The 24,869-nt window shown below is 63.7% G+C and carries 23 protein-coding genes and 1 pseudogene; 14 read left to right on the forward strand and 10 right to left on the reverse strand.

The annotated features are described in order from the left end of the window. Positions 1 to 5 precede the first annotated feature (5 nt). Genes AC0J5K_RS19000 through AC0J5K_RS19010 form a run of 3 tightly spaced genes read right to left on the reverse strand, consistent with a single transcriptional unit; the run spans position 6 to position 2,772 of the window. Complete coding sequence (locus AC0J5K_RS19000) at positions 6 to 1,265, reverse strand: TRAP transporter large permease (protein WP_074837544.1); 1,260 nt, start codon at positions 1,263 to 1,265, stop codon at positions 6 to 8. After that, entirely contained in the window at positions 1,262 to 1,747 is a 486-nt protein-coding gene (locus AC0J5K_RS19005) for a TRAP transporter small permease (RefSeq protein WP_074837543.1), read from the reverse strand. Before AC0J5K_RS19005 ends, AC0J5K_RS19000 begins: the two co-directional genes overlap by 4 nt. A 38-nt stretch (positions 1,748 to 1,785) precedes the next feature. Continuing rightward, the gene (locus tag AC0J5K_RS19010) at positions 1,786 to 2,772 is read right to left on the reverse strand and encodes a TRAP transporter substrate-binding protein (RefSeq protein WP_074837542.1); all 987 of its coding nucleotides are present in this window, start codon (positions 2,770 to 2,772) and stop codon (positions 1,786 to 1,788) included. 143 nt (positions 2,773 to 2,915) lie between these two features. On the opposite strand from AC0J5K_RS19010, the gene AC0J5K_RS19015 reads away from it, so the two are divergent. Further along, complete coding sequence (locus tag AC0J5K_RS19015; RefSeq protein WP_306456253.1) at positions 2,916 to 3,386, forward strand: MarR family winged helix-turn-helix transcriptional regulator; 471 nt, start codon at positions 2,916 to 2,918, stop codon at positions 3,384 to 3,386. Positions 3,387 to 3,519: 133 nt separating this feature from the next. Beyond that, positions 3,520 to 4,679 (forward strand): IS3 family transposase gene (locus tag AC0J5K_RS19020; RefSeq protein ID WP_203277091.1). Its coding sequence is split into 2 segments (ribosomal slippage): positions 3,520 to 3,778 and positions 3,778 to 4,679, totalling 1,161 coding nucleotides; the frame shifts between segments, so codons are not numbered across the junction. A 355-nt stretch (positions 4,680 to 5,034) separates the two neighbouring features. Here AC0J5K_RS19020 and AC0J5K_RS19025 read toward each other — a convergent pair. Both AC0J5K_RS19025 and AC0J5K_RS19030 read right to left on the reverse strand, forming a co-directional pair. Beyond that, positions 5,035 to 5,769, reverse strand: a complete 735-nt coding sequence (locus AC0J5K_RS19025) for a ferric reductase-like transmembrane domain-containing protein (protein ID WP_053083403.1) — start codon at positions 5,767 to 5,769, stop codon at positions 5,035 to 5,037. A gap of 527 nt (positions 5,770 to 6,296) precedes the next feature. Then, complete coding sequence (locus AC0J5K_RS19030) at positions 6,297 to 7,373, reverse strand: hypothetical protein (RefSeq protein WP_274565897.1); 1,077 nt, start codon at positions 7,371 to 7,373, stop codon at positions 6,297 to 6,299. Between the two features lie 52 nt (positions 7,374 to 7,425). Between AC0J5K_RS19030 and AC0J5K_RS19035 the strand changes: the two are divergent. From AC0J5K_RS19035 to repC, 4 genes and pseudogenes are all read left to right on the forward strand, one after another. Then, positions 7,426 to 7,614 (forward strand): annotated as a pseudogene (locus AC0J5K_RS19035) (recombinase family protein); the annotation flags it as partial. A 385-nt stretch (positions 7,615 to 7,999) separates the two neighbouring features. Further along, positions 8,000 to 9,202, forward strand: a complete 1,203-nt coding sequence (gene repA / locus AC0J5K_RS19040) for a plasmid partitioning protein RepA (protein WP_048534232.1) — start codon at positions 8,000 to 8,002, stop codon at positions 9,200 to 9,202. Continuing rightward, entirely contained in the window at positions 9,202 to 10,167 is a 966-nt protein-coding gene (repB, locus tag AC0J5K_RS19045; protein WP_074839759.1) for a plasmid partitioning protein RepB, read from the forward strand. Before repA ends, repB begins: the two co-directional genes overlap by 1 nt. 231 nt (positions 10,168 to 10,398) lie before the next feature. After that, positions 10,399 to 11,478, forward strand: a complete 1,080-nt coding sequence (gene repC, locus AC0J5K_RS19050; RefSeq protein ID WP_274565899.1) for a plasmid replication protein RepC — start codon at positions 10,399 to 10,401, stop codon at positions 11,476 to 11,478. A 389-nt stretch (positions 11,479 to 11,867) separates the two neighbouring features. Here the strand turns inward: repC and AC0J5K_RS19055 are convergent, their stop codons facing one another. From AC0J5K_RS19055 to AC0J5K_RS19075, 5 genes are all read right to left on the reverse strand, one after another. Continuing rightward, complete coding sequence (locus AC0J5K_RS19055; RefSeq protein ID WP_274565900.1) at positions 11,868 to 12,116, reverse strand: hypothetical protein; 249 nt, start codon at positions 12,114 to 12,116, stop codon at positions 11,868 to 11,870. 304 nt (positions 12,117 to 12,420) lie between these two features. Beyond that, entirely contained in the window at positions 12,421 to 13,848 is a 1,428-nt protein-coding gene (locus AC0J5K_RS19060; protein ID WP_274565901.1) for a sulfatase family protein, read from the reverse strand. Continuing rightward, positions 13,845 to 14,714: a DMT family transporter gene (locus AC0J5K_RS19065; RefSeq protein WP_083416177.1), complete on the reverse strand. Its 870-nt coding sequence runs from the start codon at positions 14,712 to 14,714 to the stop codon at positions 13,845 to 13,847. The genes AC0J5K_RS19060 and AC0J5K_RS19065 overlap by 4 nt, the downstream gene beginning before the upstream one ends. Beyond that, on the reverse strand, positions 14,711 to 15,082 hold the full coding sequence (locus AC0J5K_RS19070) for a VOC family protein (RefSeq protein ID WP_274565902.1): 372 nt from the start codon (positions 15,080 to 15,082) through the stop codon (positions 14,711 to 14,713). The genes AC0J5K_RS19065 and AC0J5K_RS19070 overlap by 4 nt, the downstream gene beginning before the upstream one ends. Next, entirely contained in the window at positions 15,079 to 15,987 is a 909-nt protein-coding gene (locus tag AC0J5K_RS19075) for a 2-dehydro-3-deoxygalactonokinase (RefSeq protein WP_274565903.1), read from the reverse strand. Before AC0J5K_RS19075 ends, AC0J5K_RS19070 begins: the two co-directional genes overlap by 4 nt. Before the next feature lie 101 nt (positions 15,988 to 16,088). On the opposite strand from AC0J5K_RS19075, the gene AC0J5K_RS19080 reads away from it, so the two are divergent. From AC0J5K_RS19080 to AC0J5K_RS19115, 8 genes are read left to right on the forward strand one after another with little or no spacing between them, the layout of a single operon-like run. After that, positions 16,089 to 16,994: a dihydrodipicolinate synthase family protein gene (locus AC0J5K_RS19080; RefSeq protein ID WP_074839736.1), complete on the forward strand. Its 906-nt coding sequence runs from the start codon at positions 16,089 to 16,091 to the stop codon at positions 16,992 to 16,994. Continuing rightward, positions 16,987 to 18,159, forward strand: a complete 1,173-nt coding sequence (locus AC0J5K_RS19085; protein WP_274565904.1) for a mandelate racemase/muconate lactonizing enzyme family protein — start codon at positions 16,987 to 16,989, stop codon at positions 18,157 to 18,159. The genes AC0J5K_RS19080 and AC0J5K_RS19085 overlap by 8 nt, the downstream gene beginning before the upstream one ends. A 27-nt stretch (positions 18,160 to 18,186) precedes the next feature. Then, on the forward strand, positions 18,187 to 19,449 hold the full coding sequence (locus AC0J5K_RS19090; protein WP_274565905.1) for an ABC transporter substrate-binding protein: 1,263 nt from the start codon (positions 18,187 to 18,189) through the stop codon (positions 19,447 to 19,449). 60 nt (positions 19,450 to 19,509) lie between these two features. Then, positions 19,510 to 20,457 (forward strand): carbohydrate ABC transporter permease, encoded by a 948-nt coding sequence (locus AC0J5K_RS19095; protein ID WP_244526597.1) that lies wholly within the window; start codon positions 19,510 to 19,512, stop codon positions 20,455 to 20,457. A 10-nt stretch (positions 20,458 to 20,467) separates the two neighbouring features. Next, the gene (locus tag AC0J5K_RS19100; protein WP_048534253.1) at positions 20,468 to 21,301 is read left to right on the forward strand and encodes a carbohydrate ABC transporter permease; all 834 of its coding nucleotides are present in this window, start codon (positions 20,468 to 20,470) and stop codon (positions 21,299 to 21,301) included. Between the two features lie 13 nt (positions 21,302 to 21,314). Then, on the forward strand, positions 21,315 to 22,439 hold the full coding sequence (locus AC0J5K_RS19105; RefSeq protein WP_274565906.1) for an ABC transporter ATP-binding protein: 1,125 nt from the start codon (positions 21,315 to 21,317) through the stop codon (positions 22,437 to 22,439). Positions 22,440 to 22,443: 4 nt separating this feature from the next. Then, a complete protein-coding gene (locus AC0J5K_RS19110; RefSeq protein WP_274565907.1) occupies positions 22,444 to 24,117 on the forward strand; it encodes an SMP-30/gluconolactonase/LRE family protein in 1,674 nt (557 codons plus the stop codon). After that, the gene (locus AC0J5K_RS19115) at positions 24,114 to 24,857 is read left to right on the forward strand and encodes an SDR family NAD(P)-dependent oxidoreductase (RefSeq protein ID WP_274565908.1); all 744 of its coding nucleotides are present in this window, start codon (positions 24,114 to 24,116) and stop codon (positions 24,855 to 24,857) included. Before AC0J5K_RS19110 ends, AC0J5K_RS19115 begins: the two co-directional genes overlap by 4 nt. Positions 24,858 to 24,869 lie beyond the last annotated feature (12 nt).

The following is a 24,869-nucleotide window of genomic DNA, read 5'->3' on the forward strand; positions in this document are numbered from 1 at the left end:
GGGGTTCAGAAGGGCCGGACAACCCAGGGGAAAAGGATCACGATGAAGATCACCAGGACCGAGGCCAGCACGTAGGGCGCCACCAGCTTCGACAGCCGGGTGATCGGCACCTCGGAGATGGCCGCCGCGATGTAGAGCCCGGCACCCACCGGGGGCGTCAGCAGGCCCAGCACCAGCGTCATCGAGACCATGATGCCGAATTGCACCGGGTCGATGCCATAGGTCGCGGTGGCGACCGGCAACAGGATCGGCACCATGATGATCAGCGCCGCGATGCCGTCGAGGAACATGCCCACCGCGACCAGCGACAGCATGACGAGGATCATGAAGATCGTCGGGTCCTGGGTCAGCGAGGCGATGAAGGCGGCGACGGCCTGCGGGATCTGGTTGAAGGTCAGCACCCAGCCGAACACCTTGGCGGCCATGATCAGGAACAGCACGATGGCCGAGTTCTGCACCGTCCGGTCGAGGATCGCCGGCAGGCTCTTCCACGTGAGATCACGAAACACCGGTCCCCCGAGGATCAGCGCCACGACGATGGCGACGGCGGCGGATTCGGTGGGGGTGAAGACGCCGAAGCTGATACCGCCGACGATCACGAAGGGAATGAGCATGGTGGCGAGCCCGGGCAGGCTGGCCTTGATGCGGCTGGTCTCGACCGGACGGGTCGCGGCGCCATGGGTCTGGTTGCGCGATGCCTGCCACAGGGTCAAGCCCAGCATCAGGGCAAAGAGGATCAGGCCGGGCACGATGCCCGCACGGAACATGTCGGCGATCGAGACCTGCGCGATCACGCCGAAGATGATCAGGATCATCGAGGGCGGGATGATCGGGCCAAGCAGTCCGGCGGCGGCGGTGATGGCGGTGGAATAGCCGCGGCCGTAACCCGCCTTCTCCATTTCCGGCACCACGGTGCGGCTCATCACCGCGATCTGCGCGGTGGCCGAGCCCATGATGGCGGCCAGTGCCAGGTTGGCAATCAGATTGACCAAAGGCAGGTCGTGGCGCACCCGGGTCAGCCAGGCGCGGGCGGCGCGGAAGATGCGCCGGGTCAGCCCGCCTTCGTTCATGATCTCGCCCAGCATCACGAAGAGCGGGATGGCCAGCAAGTCGAAGGTCTCGACGCTGCCGAAGGCGATCTGCGGCACCGCGTCGAGCACCGGCAGACGGTCGGCCATGTAGAGAAAGACGAAGGTGGTGGCGATCAGCACGAATGCGATGGGCATGCCGGTGCCGAGCAGGACAAGAAAGCTGAGGCCGGTCACAGGGTCACCTCATGATGTTCGCCGGTCGGGCGCAGGATATGCGCGACCACGTGAATGAAGGCGGTGATGCAGAAGAGCGGAACCACCAAAAAGAACGGCCATTTCTTCCACCCCGTGGTGATCACCTGTTCGAAGGCCACCATGGGCGAGTTCACCCAGACCACCGATTTCCACAGCAGCACCGCAAGGATGGCCGCAATGATCAGGTTGACCGCCACCTCCATCGCCCGCCTGGCGAAGCCCGGCAGCTTGTCGACCAGCAGGGTGACGCCGATCTGGGCGCGGTCATGCAGCGAGATCGAGATTGCCACGAAGGCCAGCCAGACCAGCATGATTGCCGCCAGTTCCTCGGCAAAGACGATCGGACGGCCGGCGAGGTAGCGCATGCCGACATTGACGGTGATCAGGCCGACGAAGCCCACCACCATCACCCGGCTCACGACCCGCTCGACGGCGACGAGCCGGTCCGAGAGGCGGAGCATGATTTGCTCCGCCGTGCCAGTGGTCCGGGTTGCGGCTGTCATTGGGCGGCCTCGCGGGCCTGCTCCTGAAAGCGGCTGATGATGTCGTTGGAACCGTAAGCCTCCTGGAAGGCGGCATTGGCGGTGCCGAAGACCTCGTTGCCGTTCTCGACGCGGCCGATCTCGATCTGGCCATCGAGCGAGGCGATATTGGCGCTCTCCGCCGCCACCTGCTGTTCGGTGCCCCAGGCCAGCGCCTCTTCCGCCGCGGCGGTGAAGGCGGCGCGTTCTTCTTCGCTCATTCCGCTCCAGGTGGCCTGCGACACCACCAGCACCGCCGGAAAGGCCATGTGGTTGGTCAGGGTGAGGCCGCCCGCAACTTCCTGAAAGTTCAGGCCGACCAGTGCGTCAAGGTCAATGTCGATGCCGTCGAGCAAGCCGCTCTGAAGCCCGGAATAGACGTCGCCGAGATTGACCGGCGTCGGCACGGCGCCCACCGCCTGCCACCAGGTCTGCATCGCCGGGAAGGGCACGATGCGGATCTTCTCGTTGACGAGGTCGTCGGGGGTTTCAATCAGGCCCTCGCGCATCAGGATATGGCGCATCCCGGCGAAGGTATAGCCCAGTCCCTGGACCCCTGCGCGTTGCAGCTCGTCCAGCATCTCCTGCGCGGCCGGGGTTTCGGCGGCGGCGGCGGCGGCGCTGACATCCTCGAAAAGATACGGCGTGAACCAGCCGGCCAGCGACGGCGCCCGCAGGCTGCTGATCGCGCCGGTCATCAGCGCGGCGTCAAGCAGACCGGTACCCAGCTGCTGAAACATTTCCTGCTCGGAGCCGAGCTGTCCGGCGGGAAAGACGGCCAGCGAAAGCGCGTCGCCCGATTCGTCCGGCAGCGAGTCTGCCATGCGATTGGCCACTTGCGTCCAGACATGCGGCGGCGGCGTGATCAGGCCGATGCGCAGCTCTTTCTCGGCCAGCGCGGCGGAGGTCATCAGGGCCAGGGCTGCGGTCGAGGCGGCAAGGCGAGCGGTCAGAAAATGCTTCATGGGGTCCTCCCGTTGCGTGATCCCGGGGAATCACTTCGCTAAGTATGCTTATGGTAAGTATACTATGTATTGCGCTGCGTCAAGATAGTGAGTAAGCATACTATTGACGAAGGCGGCCTGCGCCGACGAAGCGGAGACAGACGGTGACCTCATCCCAAAACCTTGAAATCCACAATATGGCGGGTCACCTGATCCGACGCCTCAACCAGATCTCGACCTCGGTCTTCCAGGACCGCATGAAGAATGCGGGATACGATCTGACCCCGATCCAGTTCGCTGCCCTGAACGCGATCTGCGCCAATCCGGGCATCGATCAGGCCAGCCTCGCCGGCCTCATCGCACATGATCGCGCGACGATCGGCGGTGTTGTGGACCGGCTCGAGGCAAAGGGGTTCATCCTGCGCAAGGTCAGCCCCCGCGACCGGCGCGCACGCGAACTTTCCCTGACCGACCTCGGTGACGCCACGCTCGCTGGCGCGAGACCCGTGGTGCGCGCGATGCAGGACGACATGCTGACCGGCCTGACGGATGCAGAGCGTCTGGAGTTTCTCCGGCTCGCCAGGAAAGCGGCCGACGGCGGAAACGACCTCAGTCGGGCACCTCTCGCAAAATAGCTTGAAGGCGCACTTCGTGCCGTGGCTGTGTGGCCGGGTCGTTTCGAGATCACCGAACGCACCCGCTGACCTGCCCCCCGCAAAATCCCTCACCATGATGTAGAGTCTGCGCCAACTCTAAAGGAGCAGACGAATGCGTAAGAGCCGTTTCACCGAGGCGCAAATCATCGGGATGATCAAAGAGCAGGAAGCCGGGATGCCGACAGCGGAGGTGTGCCGTCGGCACGGCCTGAGCCCGGCGACTTTTTACAAGCTGAAGTCCAAGTATGGCGGCATGGAGGTGTCAGAGGCCGCGCGGCTGAAGGCGCTGGAAGATGAGAACGGCAAGCTGAAGCGGCTGCTGGCAGACACGATGCTCGACAATGTGGTTCTGAAAGACCTGCTGGGAAAAAGCTGACGGCACCGAAGGAGCGGCGAGAGGCAGCGCTCAATGCGATGCGGGATCATGGCATCTCGCAGCGCAGGGCCTGCCGGCTTGTCGGTGTCGACCCCAAGACGGTCCGGCGCGAACGCCCGCCCGACCATCCTGAGATCCGCCAGGAGATGAAGGAGATCGCTGGCAGACGCCGCCGGTTCGGCTACCGGCGGATCGGCGTGCTGCTTGAGAGAAAAGGCATGATCATGAACCACAAAAAGCTTTACCGCCTCTACCGAGAGGAGGGCCTTGCAGTGAAACGACGGCGGGGCCGTAAACGCGCCCGGGGCTCGAGAACGCCAATGCCTGAAGCCACACAGACCAACCAGCGCTGGTCCCTGGATTTCCTGTCGGACAGCTTCGGGGCGTCGCGGAAGTTTCGCATCTTGGCCGTGAATGATGATTGCTGCCGGGAAAACCTGTGCCTGGCGGCAGACACCAGCATTTCAGGTGAGCGAGTTGCCCGAGAACTGGACGCGCTCGTCCGGATCTACGGAAAGCCTGCTTGCATTGTCAGTGATAACGGCACGGAATTCACCAGCCGGGCAATCCTGAGATGGGCCGACAGGAACGGCGTGGATTGGCATTACATCGACCCCGGAAAACCGCAGCAGAATGCCTTTATCGAGTCATTCAACGGCAGCCTGCGGAACGAGCTTCTCAATGAAGAGCTGTTCGATACCCTCGACGATGCCCGCCGCAAGCTGGCGCTGTGGCGCTACGATTACAACAACGTCAGGCCGCACTCTTCGCTGGGGAACAGAACGCCAAAGCAAGCGCGGCAGGCGCTTGAGCTATTTGAGGGCTCCGCGCCTGCCACGCTTGCCAAGCCCGAAACCGACGACTACCAAAATCAAACCGGCAGACTCTCGTCATGAGCGAGGGACCAGCGGGGGGCAGGTCACGCGCCTGCCACGCTTGCCAAGCCCGAAACCGACGACTACCAAAATCAAACCGGCAGACTCTCGTCATGAGCGAGGGACCAGCGGGGGGCAGGTCACCGCAAATCGATCCTGCGTCAGGTGGAAAGGCCGCTGATCGCCGGATCTGAATAGCTCCGCCCGGGCCGGTTTCGCGAACGGCTGCAAATCGCCAGACGCCAATACAGCCGGCACAAAAGTCGCGCGACAGACGAAAAGTCACGTCATCTGGCTGCCTTGCACAGCGCCAAACGGAATTCGATTTCCGGCAGCGACCGGTCGGGTCACTCTCAAAAGGCCCGGGCGACGGATCCTAAGATGCCGCGGAACCGCGTCGGCGTACTTTGTACAGGGTGGCGGACGACGCGACGATCTGAAGGGCCAGGACGGTACCGACCAAACCGGCAAAAGGCCATTGAACCCAGTTCGGTTCGGGCGTCGCCCGATGAAAATCGAGGAAGTGAAGGTACAGAAAGTAGCCGGTATGTACAACTGACAGCCACCACAGCACGTAGGTTCCCCGCTGTACAAATTTCCAAACCGAACTTCCCATCCACCGGAGGCTTCGGTCGTTCGACGTACCGGCCAAAATCAGACCGTAAAGCAATGCAAGGACACCAATCAGATTGGCAATCGCAAATCCGTGCTGCACCATGACGTATCTTTGCAGTCCCGGGTGAAATTCAAAGCCGACAAGACGCATGAGATCCAGGTTCACCCAGCCGATCAAGATGATCGTGGCGTGTATGAATGCCAGCAACACCGCATATATGCCCAATTCGCGCCGGTAGGGTAACAATACCGCCGTACTGCGCCACAGACGCGACACGGGACCAAGCGACATGGCGGCTGCCACCAGAACAATCGACATATCACCAACGGCCCTGTTCCAGCGGTGCATCGGCGACCACTCGATGCGGCTGTACAAGAACAGCCATGTCCCGGCCGCACCGATCAAAATCACGATCAAGTGGCGCGCCCACCATGATGAAAGCAGATAGGATTTCAGATTGAACCCGGCCACATTCCTGCGAGGCGATACTGTCATTCGCATACTTCTCCCAATCAACGGGACATCTAGATGCGCTGGAAAGCAAAGACCGCGCCAATCCCGACAAAAGCATATAACACGATCATGGGATCCGACCCCAGTTGCATCTTCGTGAAGGCCACCGGAACAACCGCGTCAGAGGCCGGCGCAACAGAGTGATGGCCTTTGCACCGATCTCATGTCGCATGCAGTGAAACGCACCCCAATGCACCGGCATGGCCATGACAAGATATGAAAATGCGCCAAGCGACGCGAACCGGCTGAGGTCAGAAAACACTACGAGAACCGAGGCAGGAACCACGGTGTAGACCAGGGTGTGGCCGCGGACCGGGCTGATATGATCCCCGGGAAAGCCCTCGTTTCTGGATCGCGTTTTCCGCATGGAGGCCTTGGCCGGGAGAGGAGCGGAAACGCATCAAAGCATCGAAGTTCCCGGACGCACAAAAGGTGTTCGGCTTCAGGCAGGCGGAGGGCAGAACGTCTGTTGCGGAGGTCTGTCGGAAGACAGATTGGCGCGGCTTCCTTCAACTCACCTGGATATCGATACGCCACATCCTGTAGCGCCCGTGCCCGGTCACTTCCTGAATCAGGCCCCGGTCTTCCATCCAGGCCAGGTTGCGCTGCACAGCAGCGCGGCTTGCGCCGGTCAAGGCTTCCGCCATTGGGGCCGACACCAAAGGCCATTCGGTCAATACAGAGCGGAGACCGGCCGGTGTGCGCCCGGAGAGCCGAGCCATCGCGGCGTCTGCCCGTGCATCCCAGGCTTCGATGTCGTCCAGATGGCGTATCGCCGTCAGAATGGCGTTGTTCATCCCATCCAGCCAGCGGGTCAACCGCTCGAACGGCAGGCCAGCGGCCCGCAGCCCGCCTGCCCCACCCTTGGCGATTGGCGCGAAGATCGCACCGCGTCCGTCACCGGCCGCGATCCGAGCTGCTGTGACGGTTGCCTCGATCTGGTCGCCGTGTTGGCCGAGGCCCGCCAGGCTCCAGAGATGAAAGCCCATGCAGGCGCGCGTGATCGGGTGCAGATCGGCCGCTGCCGTCATCACGTCTATCCATCCGCCCGCGCGATCTTCGAACCGCTCGGCAGTGTCCTCGATGGTCTCGGGATCACGGCGGTCCAGGAAGGCCGCCAGATCGGTCATCGGGCCCGGGCCACCGGTCAGGCGACGAACAGCCCACCCAATCCGGGCCAAGGCATTTGAATCATCCTGAACACCTGACAGCCGCATGGAGGTCCACAGTGCCAGACGATCGGGGCTCACCCGATCACCCGCATACCAGCTGAGGTCCGCCGCCTCGATCAGAGCCAGTCTGTGCCGCCAGCCTTTCGGGCCGCGCTCCAGCCGGTCATCCAGCGCCCCCATGCGCCCGGCCACCCTTGCCAGAAGCGCAGCCTGGGCGCCTTCCGCCATTGCCCAGTCGTCGATGACGGACTTTTCGGACGTTTGCGCGCGTGGCCCGGGAGGCAAATCATCCGGGTCTTCTTCGAGCGGCCCCGGCAGGAACCAGAGATCTTCTTCTGAAGTCTCCTCATCCTCTTCGGTGGTGGTGAGAGGATCGTCGGAAAGGTCATTAAAGGTAGATTCTTGCGGTTTCATATGTGCAAAATACGTGGCTTTTGCACATTACCCAAGCGATTTTGCGTCCATGCCCCTGCCCCAGGATCAACACGGGATGCACAGCCGCCCGCTACGCGCCGTGAAAGCCTGTGTGCGTGACGATCGCCTGCCCGCCAATGTCGCCGCGATCAAGGACGCGGACGCGGGCATTCCGTTGCAAGCAATCTGCGGCCGGCCGGAGGCGAGGCACGAATTCACGCTGCATTGCCACACCCGTTGACAGTCGTCCTCGGTCGGAATGTTGCTGGCGCGGGCCAAGCGCCTTGGGCCTATCTGAGCGGGCCCCAGATTGCCGTCATGCGTTTCGTAAGTGCCACGATTCGCAGACAAAGCTTGCCGTGTCCCCCGGGGGCAGGCAAAGGCAACACGGCAACTTATTCGCGAACAGCCCCTTCTCGCAGAGGTTATCATTATTTTCCAAATACTTACGCCATACCACCATACTGCACCCCCAACCGCTATCGGAATTCCGCCATCCACCAGCTTAAAAAAATTGTTGTCTGGGGATAAGTTGCGTGCGATGAGTGCTCTAGTCGCAAGAACGCGAAAATCACGCACTTTAGCGACGAAACATAATCGACCCACCAAGAGGTCACGAGGGCAGCATGAACAGCAAGGCGGATTTCCCCGGCACAAAGTCTATTGCAGGATCCATTTCCACGGATGCGGCGCGACTTTCGGAAGCCCTGAACCACCATATGCGCAACAGCTTTCAACCGGAAAGCAGAAAGACCCTGCGCAAATTCCACCCTGCCGAAGTTTCCGAGTTGACAGGCATCAGTATGTCGAACCTCCGAACGCGCCACCAGGAGGGTGACTTTCCCGACGTCGAGACGGATTCCCGAGGCCGACGCCTCTATACTGCGGAAGAAATCGACCAGATCCGCAAGGTGATGGCAAAAACCGGTCGCAACGGCGACGCCTACTTGCCAGGTCGGCGGGACGGTGACGCGCTTCAGATCCTCTCCATCGTGAATTTCAAGGGCGGGTCCAGCAAGACGACAACCGCGATCCACCTGGCCCAGCGATACGCCCTCAGGGGCTATCGCGTGCTGGCCGTGGACATGGACCCCCAGGCCAGTCTGACGACGATGTTCGGCTATCGCCCGGAAATCGAGTTTGCCGAGAGCGGAACCATATACGATGCGCTGAAGTACGAAGACCCTGTGCCGTTGAGCCAGGTGGTGCGCAAGACTTACTTTCACAACCTCGACCTGGCACCTGCCGGGCTGTTGCTGTCCGAGTATGAAACCGAAACCGCCTATGCACTTCAGCACAAGGTCGACCCGCCCTTTACGCAAAGACTGGCCATCGCACTCGATGAAATCGAAGCCAATTACGATCTGGTGATTATCGATTGTCCGCCTCAGCTGGGCTTCACGACAATGACTGCCTTGCTGGCGTCCACAGGTCTCTTGATAACCGTCGTACCCAGCATGCTCGATGTTGCTTCGATGGCGCAATTCCTTGAGATGGCCGGAGAGACTGTTCGCACCCTTGAGGAAGCGACGGGGCCGATCGACTGGTCGTTCCTCAAATACCTCGTTGCGAGGTTCGAGCCGACCGACGTGCCGCAATCGCAGATGGCGGGTTTCCTCAGGTCCATTCTGCTCGACCAGGTGCTTGCCACGCCGATGCTGAAATCCACCGCGATTTCCGACGCCGGGATGACGCAGCAGACAATCTATGAGCTGGAACCGAGCCAGGTGGTCAAGAAGACCCTGGACAGGATCATGGAAAGTGTGAACGGCGTCGCGGACGAATTCGAGAAAACAATCCAACAATCCTGGGGGAGGACCGTCGACTGATGGCACGTAGAAACCTGTTCCAGCCCCCGCCCCCGCCGGATGCCGCCGCTGCTGTTTCCTCCGAGGATTCGAAGCCCCGCTTCCCGAACACGGGCGCGATGAGCGGCGTAAAATCGACGCTCAAGGATCTCTCCAGCAATGCGGTCCGGGAAATTCCCGTCGACCTGATCGAGGAAGACGGGCCAAAGGACCGCCTTGCCTTTTCCGACGCCGACGTGGTCACGCTTGCGGCAAGCATCAAGGAACACGGCCAGCAGGTGCCGATCATGGTGCGTCCGCTTGCGGAAAAGCCCGGGCGCTACAAGATCGTTTACGGTCGTCGCCGGTTGCGGGCACTGCAATCGATCGGACTGGCGGCCAGAGCCCTGGTGCGCACGCTTTCCGACGAAGAGGCGATCCTGGCGCAAGGCCAGGAAAACTCACATCGGCTGGACCCGAGTTTTATCGAAAAGGCTCTTTTCGCGGCACAGCTCAGCGACACGGGCTATGAACAGCCCGTGATCCTCGACGCCCTGGCCATCGACAAACCGATGCTGTCGCGCATGACCAAGGTGGCGCGATCGATCCCCGAACCGGTGATCGAGATGATCGGCTCGGCGCATGGTGTCGGTCGCCGCCGGTGGGAAGACCTCGCCGACAAGGTGAAGGGCAGCAATTCTGACCTTATTCAAGTGGCCTCGGACTTGGCACTCGACAAGATCCCTGCCTCGGACGACCGCTTTGCGCGTGTCAGCGACGCTGTATCCAATAGCGCCAAGGCCGCCAAAGCCACAAAACCCGCGGCACAAAAGGTCATGGCGAACGACGGCAAAACATTGGCTGAGATCAAGGACAGCCCACGCGCACTGACCGTGAAGATGTCCAAGGTCGACGCCCCGGAATTCACTCAATGGATGCGGGACAATGCCGAAATTGAGCTGAAGCGTCTCTATGAGGCGTGGAAGTCGGACAGGCAATCCGACTGATACACAGGCGAGCAGAGCAACAAAAACCACAAGGAGCACGACACACAGCCAAAAAAAGAAAGAGCCCCCAAGGTCACCCCTGGAGAGCCCAATCTGTTCTTAGCACCCTCAGATTTACCAGCTTCTCCGTAACAGTCAACAACAACCGATTCGGTTGAACGGTTTTTTGTTGCCTTTTCTCAAGAAAACGGGGGGCTGGGCCCTTTCCCGACCGGTTGTCGTGAAAAATTCATGGCATTTACGCAAGCATCCGCCTCCGTAGGAGAGCGGAACCGGGAACTGTTGTCCGCGGACAACGCCCGCCCCGAACGGCACATCGTCATCGACACGCTGCGCCAGGCGGCCCCTTTGATGGGGCTGAAAGCGTCGGTCATTGCGACGCTCGACGCGATGCTGTCTTGTCTTCCCCCGAAGCGGCGCCACAACACCGTTTTCGCATCGAATGCCACGCTTGCCTTCCGCCGGAACGGAATCTCTGACCGGACCATTCGGCGCCATGCCGCCATCCTTCAGGAATGCGGCCTTCTCGTCCGGCGCGACAGTTCCAATCGGAAACGGTTCTGCCGACAGAACAGGACGGAGGGAACCGCACTTCGGTTCGGATTCGACCTGTCACCGTTGTTCCAGCGCTTTGGCGAGCTTGTTGATCTTGCCGCCGAGGCCGTTCGCAAGAACGATCAGATCGCCTATCTCAAAGCCAAGATACGCGCCGCCGCAAATGAAATCCTGCGATCCGATCCCGACAACAGTGGTGCCACAATGGCTATCCGCGCGCTTCGCAGAAATCTTTCACTGGAGGAAAGCCAAAACCTGTTGGCCAGCCTAGACATCGAAGCCATGGACATTGAACAACCGTGCGAATGCACCGACACCAGAGAAGAAAAAATGTCCGACAGCCACGGCCAAAATGTCCGGCACCATCATAACTCAAATAAAGAAAATATTGATATTAAAGACCCGAGCCAACCCAAAGTGCCTCCATCACGTTCCGAAGCGCCAAAGATCACCATTCAGGAAATCCTGAGCGCCTGCCCCGAAGCCGCGCAATTTTCACTGTCACCAGTGAAGACCATGTCCGACGTGGTTTCCCATGCCCGAACTCTTGCCCCAATGCTCGGGATCGATTCACGAAACTACCAGGATGCTCAGGAGCGACTGGGCATAGAAGGCGCGGCACTGACTGTTTGGGCCGTCATGCAATTCCATGAGAAAATCCAGAAGGTCGGCGCCTACTTTCGCTCGATAACGTCAGGAAAGAACAGCGATGGCTTTGTCCCGGAGCAACTTGTGCGCCGATTGTCACGGACATGACCTGGGCAATCTCGGGCCATCGACCCCGCCAGTTTCTCTCGCGGTTTTCGCAATGATCGCGCGATGGAGCCCAGCCGTTGTCCGCGGACAATTTTGTCCGAAGTCACGGGCAGGACTTTTTCAAAGAACAGTTCGTTGACGCCGATCCGCACATCAGGGCTCTGGGCTGGGGCATTACAGCAAGCAACGCGGTTCAGAGTTCAGGTCGCTGAATGTCACGCGCTCGATCCGCTTTTCGTGTTTGCGACGCTCCGGTTGGTTGAGCCGCTCCAAGACTTGTCGCAGTCGCCCCTGCCCTTCCCAATCTTGTCGCTGAGAATACGGCGGCGCTGGTGCGGCTTGGGTTGTATTGCCAAACCGGCGAGCAATGGTGCGGGAATGCATGAGCTTCACCCGATCAGGCCCGTAAGAATCCACTCGCCGGCCTTGGCGCGGCGGTGCCTCTGGAACCGGACGCCGAGGACATTCCCCTCGACATCGCCAGCGCTCCAGAGCTTTTCCCCGTTTATCGCGGTGACGACCTCCTCGACACGCCAATTGTCCGCGAACCGGTGGTCGGCCCAGACAGTTTCGGCAAAGTTTACTCCGAGAAACCGAAAGCCTTTTGCGCCCACCAGCACCTTGGCTGGGGCGGGCATGGCGGGCGCTTACCAGACCAGGACAGTTGCATTTCGAAGGAAGTTTCCATGGCCGGCTGAACCGGCAGGCAGCACGACAGGCCACCATCTGACACTTCAGAGTTATCGGACGTAGCTGGAGCAGGTAGATAGGGGCGGTTATGTGGCAAGAACCAGCCAGAAAGCGCCCCTGCCCGGCGGCCGTCGATCCCGGTATCAGCCAGTCTCAACCCAGGCGCCGAGTACTGAAATCCTAGCGCAACGCGCCGCCGCGGTCATCACCTGACGCCATGAAATCCGCAATATCGCGAGAAAATTGTTCGCGTCAACCGGCGGGCGCAGGGTAGGGGCGGTGCCAGAACCGCTCGTGAAAGGCGCCTTCGGGTGGCGATTTGGCCGCTGCCACCGTCTTGTCAGCATGGCCGGCGGTCATCCCGCGCAACATTTCGGCGGTGAGCAGGGCGTCGAGCCGGGCGCGGATGTCGGGGCGCGCCTCGATCAGGTTCTCCTGCTCGCCGGGATCGGCGCCCAGTTCAAACAGCGCCTCGCTTCCGGCGTGATAGCGGGCCAGTTTCCAGCGCCCCTGCCGCAGCATCACACCGCGCGAGGTGACGCCAAAGATCGCGCGGTCGGGCGTCGCGGTGCCAAGCACAGCGCCGCGCGATTGCGGGGCCGGCGGCAGAGCCGCCCAGGCCAGGAAACTCGGGAAGAGATCGACCAGCGTCACCGGCGGGGTTTCGACCTTCGCCTCGGGCTGGCGGAAATCGGCCACGATCAGCGGCACGCGAATCGAAGGCTCGTGAAAGAAGCCTTTGCCCATCAGTCCGAAATCCCCGAGGTAATCGCCGTGGTCAGAGGAGAAGACGACAACGGTATTGTCGAGCTTGCCGGTCTCGCGCAGGGTCTCGATCAGCAGCGCCACATCCTCATCCAGCCGTTCGACCGACACGGCGTAATGGTGGCGGATGGTGCGGATCTGCGCCTCGGTCAGTTCGGAATAATCCAGTTCGGCCCAGTCGCGGCGATAGCCGGCCACCAGTTCGGGCAACAGGACCGCGCTTTCCTCGGTGCGGGGCAGGGCGGGCGGCAGGCCGGCGGGATCAACCCGGTCCAGCGCCGTGGCGGGCGGGTCATAGGGGCAATGCGGACCGGGAAAGCCTACCATCATGGCAAAGGGCTGGTCGCCGGTCATGCCGCGCAGATGCGCGGCCGCGCGTCGGGCCACCCAGCGGTCGGGTTGCAGATGATCGGGCAGGGGATTGATCGCCGCGCCCTTGGTCGCGGCATAGCCGGCCATCTGATGGCCGTGCAGCTTGCCATGGCCCTCGGCGGTCAGCGCGTGGTGGTAATCGTCGCGCACATGGATATGGCGCTTGTCCTCGGAAATCACCCGGTGCTGAAACCCCTCGGCGCGGTCCCAGGGATAGAAATGCATCTTGCCGATGGCGGCGGTGTGATAGCCGGCCCGGGCCAGCAACTCGGGCCAGGTGGCAATGCCCATGGCGCGGCGGTCGGGGCGCAGCCAGCAGAGATTATGCAGGATGCCGGTCTCATGCGCCGGCTGGCCGGTCAGCATCGAGGCGCGCGCCGGCACACAGATCGGCGCCGGCGAGATTGCGGTTTCATACCGGGTGCCGGCGGCAGCCAGACTGTCGAGCGCCGGGGTGCGCAGGAAACCGGCGCCATAGCAGCCCAGGAAGTCGTGGCGGAGCTGATCGGGCAGCAAAAAGAGGATGTTGGGTTTGCGGGTCATGGCAGGTCCTTGTGAAACGTCGGGCGGCCGGCGCGGATCTGCACCGCCCCGGCCAGCAGGATGAGGCCGATGCCGGTCCAGCCGGCGAGATCGGGCAGGTAGCCCCAGAGCAGGGCGTCGAACCCCAGCGACCAGAGCACGCTGGAATAGCGCAGCGGGGCGATCTGGCTGAGTGCGGTGCGCCGCAGGGCAGCGATGATCAATACATTGGCGCCGATGAACCCGGCCGCCGCGGCCGCGATCAGGCTGAGGTCCCGCGCCGGCGGCATCACCCACCCGGCCTGTCCCGGCAGGAGCGCGGCCAGGCTTCCGGCCAGCGCCAGCGAGACCAGCGCGATGCGAATTGTATCGGTCCTGGGTGGCAGCAGCCGGGTAACGATATCGCGCAGCGCATAGGCCAAGGTCGAAATCAGGGCCAGCCCGATGCCCAGCGGCGAAAACGCCAGGCCGGGTTGCAGGATCAGCAGCGTTCCGGCGCAGGCCAGGGCAAGCGCCAGCCAGTTGAGCGCGCGCAACCGCTCTTTCAGCAGAACGCCCGAAAGGATCACCGAGACAATCGGCAGGGTGGCGTGGATCGCGGCAAGCAGCGCCAGCGGAATCTCGAAGATCGCCAGCGAAAAGCACAGTGCCGCCACCGCGTCGAGCACGGCCCGCAGCCCGCCGCGCGGGCCGATCAGCCGCGCTTCGCCGCGTCGCCGCGCCAGCACCACCAGCGCCAGCACCGCAAAGGCCATGGCCGAGCGCAGCGCGATGGCCTCGCCCGGCGGCGTGGCGCCGATCGCCTTGAGCACCACGCCCGAGGCGACGCCGCTGAACAGCGCCACCAGGGCCAGCAATTGGCCCGAGGCTGTGGGGCCCGGTTTCATGCGCGCGGGCAGGGGGCGGTAAGCTCGACCCGGTTGCCGGCGGGATCGGCAAAGAAGGTCCAGATCACGCTCGAGGCGCCCTGACGCGGCGGATGCAGTGGCGCAATGCCCTGGGCGGCAAGGTGCTCGAGCATTGGGGCGATCTCGGCGGTGTGCAGGCCGAAATGGCCCGGCGCGACTCCCTCGGTATCGGCCAAAAGCTCGATAAAGCCGCCGGCCCGGTGCATCTGGAGCAGCGCGATCCGGCCGGCGGCGTCATGGCGGGTGAACCCCCAGACAAAGCCGAACGCCTGGTAAAAGCCGGCGCTGGCTTCGGGATCGGGCGCGGCGAGGGCGACATGATTGAGGGCGACGGCGGGCGTGCTCATGCGGCCACCCGTCTCGGCCAGAGATCCTGCGCCACCCGGGTCAGCCCGGCGAGGCTGGCGGCATCGGCGTCCACCGGCAGATGGGCACGGCCGAAATGATCGAGCGCGCGGGCATAGCGGTCGGCCAGCACACCGCTGGCCAGAAGCAGAACCGGGCTGTCATCGGCGGGTTGGGCGGCGCATTCCGCCCCGATCAGCACGCCCGAGAGAAAGGCCGCAACCTCGGTGCCGGGCATCTGCCCGGTCAGCACCGAGGCGCGACCGGCAAAGACCGCATGTGAGAGCGGCAGCGCCGCGCCACGGTCGAGCCCGCGCCGAAAGGCCGCCTCCTGCATCTCGTCGCCCTCGGCCAGCGCGCCGACAAGGCTGGAGTTCAACAAGAGCTGGAACAGCTCGCCGGTGACAAAGGTCTGAAATCCGCTCAGCGTGCCGGCCGCGAGCCGGGCCCATTTGCTGTGGGTGCCGGGGATGCAGATGACCGCCTCGTCGCGCCCAGTAAGTATGGCGGCACCGAGGATCTGCACCTCTTCGCCGCGCATGACGTCGCCGCCGGTGTCGGTCTTCATGCAGGCGCCGGGCAGAATCACCACCGGATGCGCCCCGATGTGAAACCGGCCGGCATTGGCGGCAAGATCGGCAAACCGCACCGGGCAGGCGGCATAAGGCGCCTCCTGCCAGCCGCCGCGCGCGCCCACCATGCCCTGCGTCAGCACCGGCAGGGTCGGATCGGCCTCGAGCCAGTCGCCGCAATGGCGGCGGATCACCGCCTCGAAATCCCTGTCTTTCACGGACTTGAGCCCGTCCGGCCCGCTGCGCGCGGCGATCACCTCGCCGGCTGTGCTGACGGCCCAAGCGCGAAAGGACGAACTGCCCCAATCGACCGCGATGAAGGATGGCTGCGCCATGGTGAATGCTCCTCGTGCTGCAAAAACGCATTGACAGGTTACGATGGGCCTCGGTAAGTTTCAACTATGAAACGGCAATTGCAAATAGTGAGACTCACAAGATGAAAGCTGCGCTGAAGGGTGTCCTGCCCATCGTCCCGACCCCCTTTGCCAAAAGCGGCGAGGTCGACGAGGTCTCGCTCAGGAAAGTCGCGGCTCATGCGATCGAGGCGGGCGCGGCGGCACTGGTCTTTCCCGGCGTCGCCAGCGAAGATCTTTACCTCAGCGCCGAAGAGCGCCGCCGCGCGCTGGGCCTCGTGGCCGATGTGGCCCGGGGCCGGCTGCCGGTCATCGCCGGTGTCAATTCTTCCGATCCGGCCGAGATGGTCGAGATCACCCGCATGGCGGTCGAGGCCGGCGCCGATGGCATCATGGCGATGGCCGTACCCGGCATGGAGGGCGATTGCGGCACATGGTTCGGCCGCATTGCCGCCGCGCTTGGCGAGGGCCGGCCGATCATCCTGCAAAACCTGTTCAAGCCGCGCGGCGCCGATCTGAGTGCCGACGAGATGCTGGCGCTGGCCGCCGAGGTGCCGGCCATTCGCTACGTCAAGGAAGAAGGCATCCCCTCGGGACCCAAGGTTTCGCGGCTGGTCGCCGGGTGCGGCCCGGATCTCGACGGGGTGATCGGCGGCGGCGGCGCGCGCTACCTGCTGGAAGAGCTCGACCGGGGGGCGATGGCCACCATGCCGGCGATCGAACTGCTCGATCTGCATGTCGCGCTCTACCGCGCCTATGCGGCGCATGACCGGGCCGAGGCGCTGCGCCTTTACGAACGCAGCCTGCCGCTCTTGCTGATCCAGGCGCCGTACCGGATGCGGCTGACCAAGCTGATCCTCAAGCATCGCGGCCTGATCGAATGCGACGACGTGCGCGAACCGCTGCCCGAAATGGATGGCGAGCTGACCGAGCTGGTGCTGGAGCTTTATGAACGCGCCAGCCTGACGCGGGAGCTGGCCGATGCATAAGCGGATCGAACGCATCGACGTCTGTGTCTTCGAGCGCAACCGCAAGGCGGCCTATCTCGGCTATCTGGGAGACGGCGAATTTGCTCTCGGCGACAGCCACATCGTGCGGCGCTTCAATGGCACGGTCTATCCGCGCTTCGACCGTTCGGTGGTGGTGCGGCTGACCGATGCCGATGGCGCCATCGGCTGGGGCGAGACCTATGGGCTGGTGGCGCCCAAGGCGGTGGCGGCACTGATCGAGGATCTGCTCGGCCCCTATCTGATGATGCTGGATCCGGCTCGCCCGGATGCCACCTGGGATGCGCTCTACGAATTGCAGCGGGTGCGGGGTTATTGGGGCGGCTATCTGGCCGACACGCTGGCGGCGCTGGATATCGCGCTCTGGGATCTCTATGCGCGCAGCCGGGGAGAGAGCCTGCAAGCGGCGCTTGGCCGGCCCGGCGCCGGCGCTCTTCCGGCCTATGTCTCGGGGCTGCCGGAGGCGACCAGGGCGGCGCGGCTGGAACTGGCGCAGAGCTGGCAGGCGCGCGGCTTCGACAAGGTGAAAATCCCGGTGAGCCACAGCGACGATGGCGACATCGCCGGCGAATTCGACAGCCTGCGCAGCGGGCTGGGCGCCGATCAGAAGATCGCGGTCGATGTGCATTGGACCTGCACCGCAGATCAGGCCATCGCCATGGCAGAGAGCTTGCGCCCCTTCGATCCCTGGTTCTTCGAGGCGCCGGTCGCCTCCGAGGACATCGCGGCGCAGCATGCGGTGGGCAAGTCCATCGCCTGCCCGCTGGCGCTTGGCGAGGAATGGCGCAGCGAATGGGATTATCACCCGCGCGCCGGCGCCGCAGCGATCGTGCAGCCCGAGATGGGCCACACCGGCGTGACCCAGTTTGCCCGCATCGCCGCGCGCGCACGCAAGGACGGCGCGCAGGTCATTCCGCATGCCACCATCGGGCTGGGGCTCTTTGCCAATGCCAGCCTGCGCGCCGGTCTGGCCACCGGCGCCGAGGCGCATGAGTTCCAGCACACCATCTATCCGGCGAATGCCGCTCTGCTCGACGGAGCGGCAGATTGCGAAAACGGGGCGTTCAGGATCCCGGACAGCGCCGGCCACGGCAGCATCCCCAACGCGGCGGGGATGGCGCATCTGAAACCCCTACTGAGCCTTTAGAACAGACCAACGAGGAGGAGACCCGTTATGACAACCCTGAGAAAAACCGCCATCGGCGCGCTGCTGGCCGCCAGCACCATGCTGACCGCGCTGCCCGCCAGCGCCGAAACGCTGACCTTTGTCAGCTGGATGAAGGACGAGCCGGGATACGGCGACTGGTGGAATGAGATCATTGCCGAGTTCGAAGAGACCCATCCCGGCACCACCATCAACATGAGCCGCGTGTCGCGGGCGGAATATGCCGACACGATGTTCACCATGTTCGCCGGTGGCAACCCGCCCGACATCGTGCATCTTGCCGCCTTCGAATTTCAGCCTTTCGCCAACGAGGGCTGGATGGAGCCGCTGGACGCGCGCATTGCCGAGGAACGCATCGACCTGAGTAATTGGGCCGGGCAGACGACCTGCGAATGGGAGGGCGAAACGGTCTGCATCATGCTGCTCTACACCGGTTTCGTGCTGGCCTATAACGAAAAGATCTTTGCCGATGCCGGCATTCCGGTGCCGACCAACTGGGACAGTTATCTGCATGCCGCACGCGAACTGCGCCAGGACACCGATGGCGACGGCATCCTCGATCAATACGGCATCGCGCTGCCGTTCGACGATCCGGCCAGCGTCATGCAGGAGGCGCAGAACTTCGTGCTCGACACCGGCGGCGCCTGGACCCTGGACGGCGAGCCCGCCTTCGACCGGCCCGAGGTGGTCGAGGGGCTGGCGCGCTACAAGCAGCTCTTTACCGAAAACCTGACGCCGAAAGAGCTGTCTTCGGCCGATGTCCGGCAATTGCTGCTGGAAGGGCGGCTGGCGATGACGGTCGATGGCGGCTGGATCAACAACACCTTCCGCAGCGCCGCGCCCGAGGTGCAGCAGCACCTGAAGATCACGCAGTCGCCGTTCTCGCCGCCGTTGGGGGGCACTTCGAACGTGCTGGGCATGCCGTCGGATATCTCGGACGAGAAAAAGGAGCTGGTGTGGGATTTCATCGCCCTGACCGCATCCGAGAAATACCAGCAGCGATTTGCCGAATGGGCCAAGACGCCGGCACCGCGCCCGGGCCTCGATTACTCCGAGCTGATGGCCGAAAACCCGTCGTTCGAGGTGCTGGCCAAGGCGGCCGCGGATGCGGCGGCAGCCAATGTCGACCGTTTGCCCAAGGGCCTGGAGCTCGAGAACAACGAGGTCGTCAAGGTGTTCTACAAGGTTGCCCAGCAGATGATCTTGCAGGATCTTGATCCGGCCGAGGCCGCCAAGCGCCTGCAAGAGCAGGTCTCGCGCATCAAGGACTGACCTTTCAGCCAACTGGCCGGCGCCCCGCCCGGGGCCCGGCCGCACAAGGGCAAGACATTCATGACCGACACAACCACACATCATCGCGGCAGAACTGGAGGCTGGATGATCCCGACCATCGATTTCAGCGCCCCGCGCCACCGCGCCAAGTTCGGCTATCTACTGCTGGCGCCTGCCGTGCTGTTGATGGCCGTGATCATCGTCTATCCGATCCTGCTGTCCGTCAGCATCAGCATGCAGGATGTGCGCATCGCGCGCATCGGCGACAGCGGCGAACCCTGGACGCTGGAGAATTATCAATGGCTGTTCGGCTCGGGCGAAACCTGGCACGCGCTCTGGGTCACGTTCAAGCTTGTGGCCGTGGTGGGCGGTCTCTCGGTCATCATCGGCTTTGCTACGGCGATGCTGGTGAACCAGAAGTTCCGCGGCCGGGCGGCGGCGCGCCTCTTTGTGGCGCTGCCCTGGGCGGTGCCCGAGGTGGTGGCCACGGTGATCTGGGCCTGGATGCTGGACAGCTCTTTCGGCCTGGTGAACTGGGTCTTGCTGACCTCGGGCCTGGTGAGCGAGCCGATCGCCTTCGGCTCGAACCCGACCGCCGCCTTTGCCGCCGTCTGTTTCGTGATGATCTGGAAAGGCTATCCGTTGATGTCGATCATGCTTCTGGCCGGCCTGCAATCGATCCCGGAAGAGCAATACCAGGCGGCCAAGGTCGATGGCGCCGGAGTCTGGCAACGGTTCTGGTACATCACCTTGCCGAACATGCTGCCGGTGGTCGGTGTCACCATGGTGATGACCACGCTCTGGGTGTTCCGCGACTTTGCCATCATCCACGTGCTGACCCAGGGCGGTCCGCTGGGCGCGACGACGACCCTGTCGATCCTGACCTTCGAACAGAGCTTTGAATTCTTCCGCATGGGGCAGGGGGCCGCCGTCGGCGTGCTGACCATGGTGCTCTGCGCAATCATCAGCCGGGCGCTTGTCGGGCGCATGGCGAAATCGGTGCACTGAGGGGGATACGATGCAACAGAGACATCCGCTGAACACCATTGCCCTCTATCTCACGGTCCTCGTGACCTGCGGGCTGCTGCTCTTTCCGATCTACTGGATGGTGGTGACGGCGCTGCAACCCGCGTCGAACCTGCGGGCCTATCCGCCGCAGTTCTGGCCCGCCGATCCGCAATGGAACGTCTTTGCCGACCTGCTGGCAAAACACCCCTTCATGCTGTGGTTCTCGAACACCATCCTGATCGCCTTTGCCACGATGACCATCTCGCTGGCGGTCTCGATCTTGGCGGCCTATGCGCTCTCGCGCTTCCGGCTGCGCGGCGGGCAGGGCCTGGGCCTGTTCATCCTGACCTCCAAGATGCTGCCGGCGACGCTGCTGATCATCCCGCTCTTTGCGATCTTCCGCTCGACCGGGCTGGTGGGGTCGCTGTGGTCGGTGGTGATCGCCCAGGCGACGCTGATCGTGCCGTTCTGTACCTGGATGCTGAAAGGCTATTTCGACACCATGCCGCCCGAACTCGAGCAGGCGGCGCTGGTCGATGGCTGTTCGCCGCTGGGCACGATCTTTCGCATCGTGTTGCCGGTGGCGGCCCCGGGGCTGGCGGCGACGGCGCTTTACGCCTTTGTCGTCAGCTGGTCGGATTTCCTCTTTGGTCGCACTTTCCTGACCACCAATGATGAAAGCTGGACGCTGCAAATGGGCATCGCCTCACTCAAGGGCGAGTTCGTGACCGAATGGAATGTCATCATGGCGGGGTCGATCATGGCCTCGATCCCGATCATCATCGTCTATCTTTTCCTTGAACGTTTCCTCGTCGGTGGCCTGGCCGCCGGATCCGAGAAGTAACGGAGCAAAACCAATGGCAACCGTACAATTCGATCAGATCACCAAGAGCTATGGCGCCGTCAAGGCGATCCGCGATTTCAACCTCGATATCGAAGACGGCGAATTCTGCGTCTTCGTCGGCCCCTCGGGCTGCGGCAAATCCACCGCGCTCAAGATGTTGGCCGGGCTCGAGGCCACGTCGGGCGGCACCATCAGCATCGGCGGTCGCGACGTGACCGAGCTTGGCCCCGGCAAGCGCGACATCGCCATGGTGTTCCAGAACTACGCGCTTTATCCGCATATGTCGGTGCGCAAGAACATCGGCTTCGGCCTCAAGATGCACGGCCTGCCGGCGAACGACATCAACGCCAAGGTCGAAGAGGCCGCGCGGGTGCTGGAGCTGACCCCCTATCTCGATCGCAAGCCCCGCGCGCTCTCTGGCGGACAGCGCCAGCGGGTGGCGCTGGGCCGGGCCATCGTGCGCGAACCGGCGGCCTTTCTGATGGACGAGCCGCTGTCGAACCTCGATGCCAAGCTGCGGGTGCAGACCCGCTCCGAGATCGTCAAGCTGCAAAGACGGCTGGGGGTGACGACGATCTATGTCACCCACGACCAGACCGAGGCGCTGACCATGGCCGACAAGATCGTGGTGATGAAGGGCGGCGAGATCCAGCAGGTGGGCAGCGCCGAACAGCTGTTTCACGCCCCGGTCAATGTCTTTGTCGCAGGCTTCATCGGCTCGCCCGGCATGAACTTCTTTCACGGCAAGGTCGAAAGCGGCGCGCAGGGCCCGGTGACCCGGTTCGGCGGTCACGACATCCCATTGCCGGCAAAATGCGCCGGCATGTCGGGGCGCGACATGATCTTCGGCATCCGTCCCGAGCATATCCGGGTGGGCGAAGACGGCCCCGGCGTGGCGCTGTCGCTGGTCGAGAACCTCGGCACCGAAAAGATCCTGCATTTCCACACGCCGGGCGAAAACGTGCTCGAGCTGGACCGCGCGCAGGTCGGCGCCGATGAAGAGCGCGATGCCCAGACCATGCTGATCCGGGTGATCGACGATCGGCGCTACAGCGAGGCCGAGACCCTCGCGCTCGCTTTCCCGGTGGAGAAACTTCATGTATTCGATCCCGACACCCATGAGGCGGCGGCAGGATGAGCGCTTGAACAGGTTCGACGACATTGCAGAGCGGTTTCCCGGCGCCGGCACGCTGGTCAAGGGAATCCAGATCATCGAGATCCTCGATCAGATCGGCCGGCCGGCCACCTCGGCCGAGCTTCTGGCCCAGACCGGCCTGCCCAAGGCCACGCTCTACCGGTTGATCGGGGCGCTCACCGCCTTTGGCTACATCCGCCATGATCCCCGGCTCAAGACCTATGCGCTGGGGCATCGGCTGATCGAGCTGGCGGGCAAGTCGATGGCGTCTTTCGATCTGCGCACCGCGGCCGAGACCGAGGTGCTGCGGCTGTCGAAAGAGCTGAACGAGACGGTGAGCCTGGCGGTGCTGGAAGGCGAGCGCACGATCTATGTCGACGTACGCCGGCCCTCCAACCCGCTGGCCATCGGTGTCGAGATCGGCCGCGAGCTGCCGGCGCTGGAAAGCGCCTCGGGCCATGCCATTCTCTCGGCGCAGCCGCCGCACCGGGTCAACGGCATCATCGGCGCGCTGCCGGCAGAGGAGCAATCCGCCCTGCTGGCCGATTTCGCCATCGCCCGCGCGCGCGGCTATTCGATCGCCAATTCGCGCACCCTTGAAGGCGTGGTGGTAATCGCCGTGCCGGTCAACGGCCCGCCCGGCATGGGCCATGGTGCCATCGTCGTCACCGCGCTTGCCAGCCGGTTGAGTTATGAACGCCGCCATGTGATCGGACGCGACCTGATGGAAGCCGCGCGCCGGGTCATGGGCAATATCGGGAGCGCCCCTGTGAGCATCACCGCCAATCCGCGCCGCACCGCCCATGTCGAGGAAGGGCTCGAATGCCTCGCCGCGACCGGGGCCATCGTCGGCGAAGGCCCGGTCTGGGACGCCCGCGAAGGGGTGTTGCACTGGGTCGATGTCGCCGCGCCCGCCTTTCACGTCTACGATCCCAGACGCGGCGAAAACCGCATGTCGCAGGCGCCTTACATCGTGTCGGCAGTTCTGCCGGCCGAGGGCGGCGGTATGCTGGCGCTCACCCAGAACGGGCTCGAACGCTATGATCCGGTGACCCAGGCGCTCGAGACGATCCACAACCCCGAGGCGCATCTGCCCTCGAACCGCTTCAACGATGCCAAGACCGATCCGCAGGGCCGGGTCTGGAGCGGCTCGATGAGCCTCGACGCCTCGATGCCCTCGGGATCGCTCTACCGTTTCGACCGGCCGGGCGAGGCGCGGGCGGTCGACGGCGGCTTTCAGGTGTCGAACGGTCTCGACTGGAGCCCGGACGGCCGCACCTTCTATTTCACCGATACCGCGCTCGGCATCGTCTTTGCCTATGATTACGAGGCCGCCGGCGGCACCCTGTCGAACCGGCGCAGCTTTCTCACCTTCGATCCGGCCGAGGGCAAGTCCGACGGGCTCTGCACCGACAGCGAGGGCAATCTCTGGATCGCCATCTGGGATGGCTGGCGGGTGGCCTGCTACGGCCCCGACGGCAGGCTCAAACGCGAGATCGACATGCCGGTGCCGCGCCCGACAAGCTGCTGTTTCGGCGGCAACGACATGAAACGACTGTTCATCACCAGTGCCTCGATCCGCCTGCCGGCCAGCGTGCTGGACGAGGCGCCCCTGTCCGGCGCGCTGTTTGCCATCGATGTGGATGTGCCGGGCAAGCCGGCCACGGAGGCCCGGGCATGAGCGCCACCCATGCGGAATTTGCCGGCCGCCACGTGATGGTCACCGGTGCGGCGGCGGGCATCGGCCGGGCGACGGCGCTGGCCTTTGCCGCCCAGGGCGCGCGGGTGACGGCTGTCGATCTCAACGCCGAGGGGCTGGCCGAGACGGCGGCTGCGACCGAGGCGATCACCCCCGCCACCTGCGATCTGACCGACAGCGCGGCCCTGAATGCGCTCTGCGCCGAGGCAGAGGCGCGGCACGGCGCGATCCGGGTGCTGGTCAACAATGCCGGTGTCGACCGGCGGATCGCCTTTGCCGAGCAGACCGAAGCGGATTGGCGCTGGATGCTGGCCGCCAACCTCGACCATCACGCCCTGCTGGCGGCGCAGGTTGCGCCGGGTATGGCGGCGGCGGGCGGCGGGGCCATCGTCAACCTTTCGTCCACCGCCTGGATGAAGCTGGCCGGCAATCTGACCGCCTATCACACCGCCAAGGCCGGGATTCTCGGACTGACCCGCGGCCTGGCGCGCGATCTCGGCGCCCAGGGCATCCGCGCCAATGCCATCGCCCCGGGCCGCGTGGTGACCGAGCGGGTGGCGGGACAGGTGAGCGCCGATTGGGTGGCCGAGACACACGCGCTGCAATGTCTCCCCGAGCTGATCCAACCGTCGGACATCGCCGATTGCGTCCTGTGGCTGGCCTCGGATGCCGCGCGCATGATCACCGGGCAATGTATTGTCGTCGATGGCGGCGTGGTCTGACCGGCGCGGGCC

It is taken from the genome of Marinovum sp. E3 (assembly GCF_055755275.1).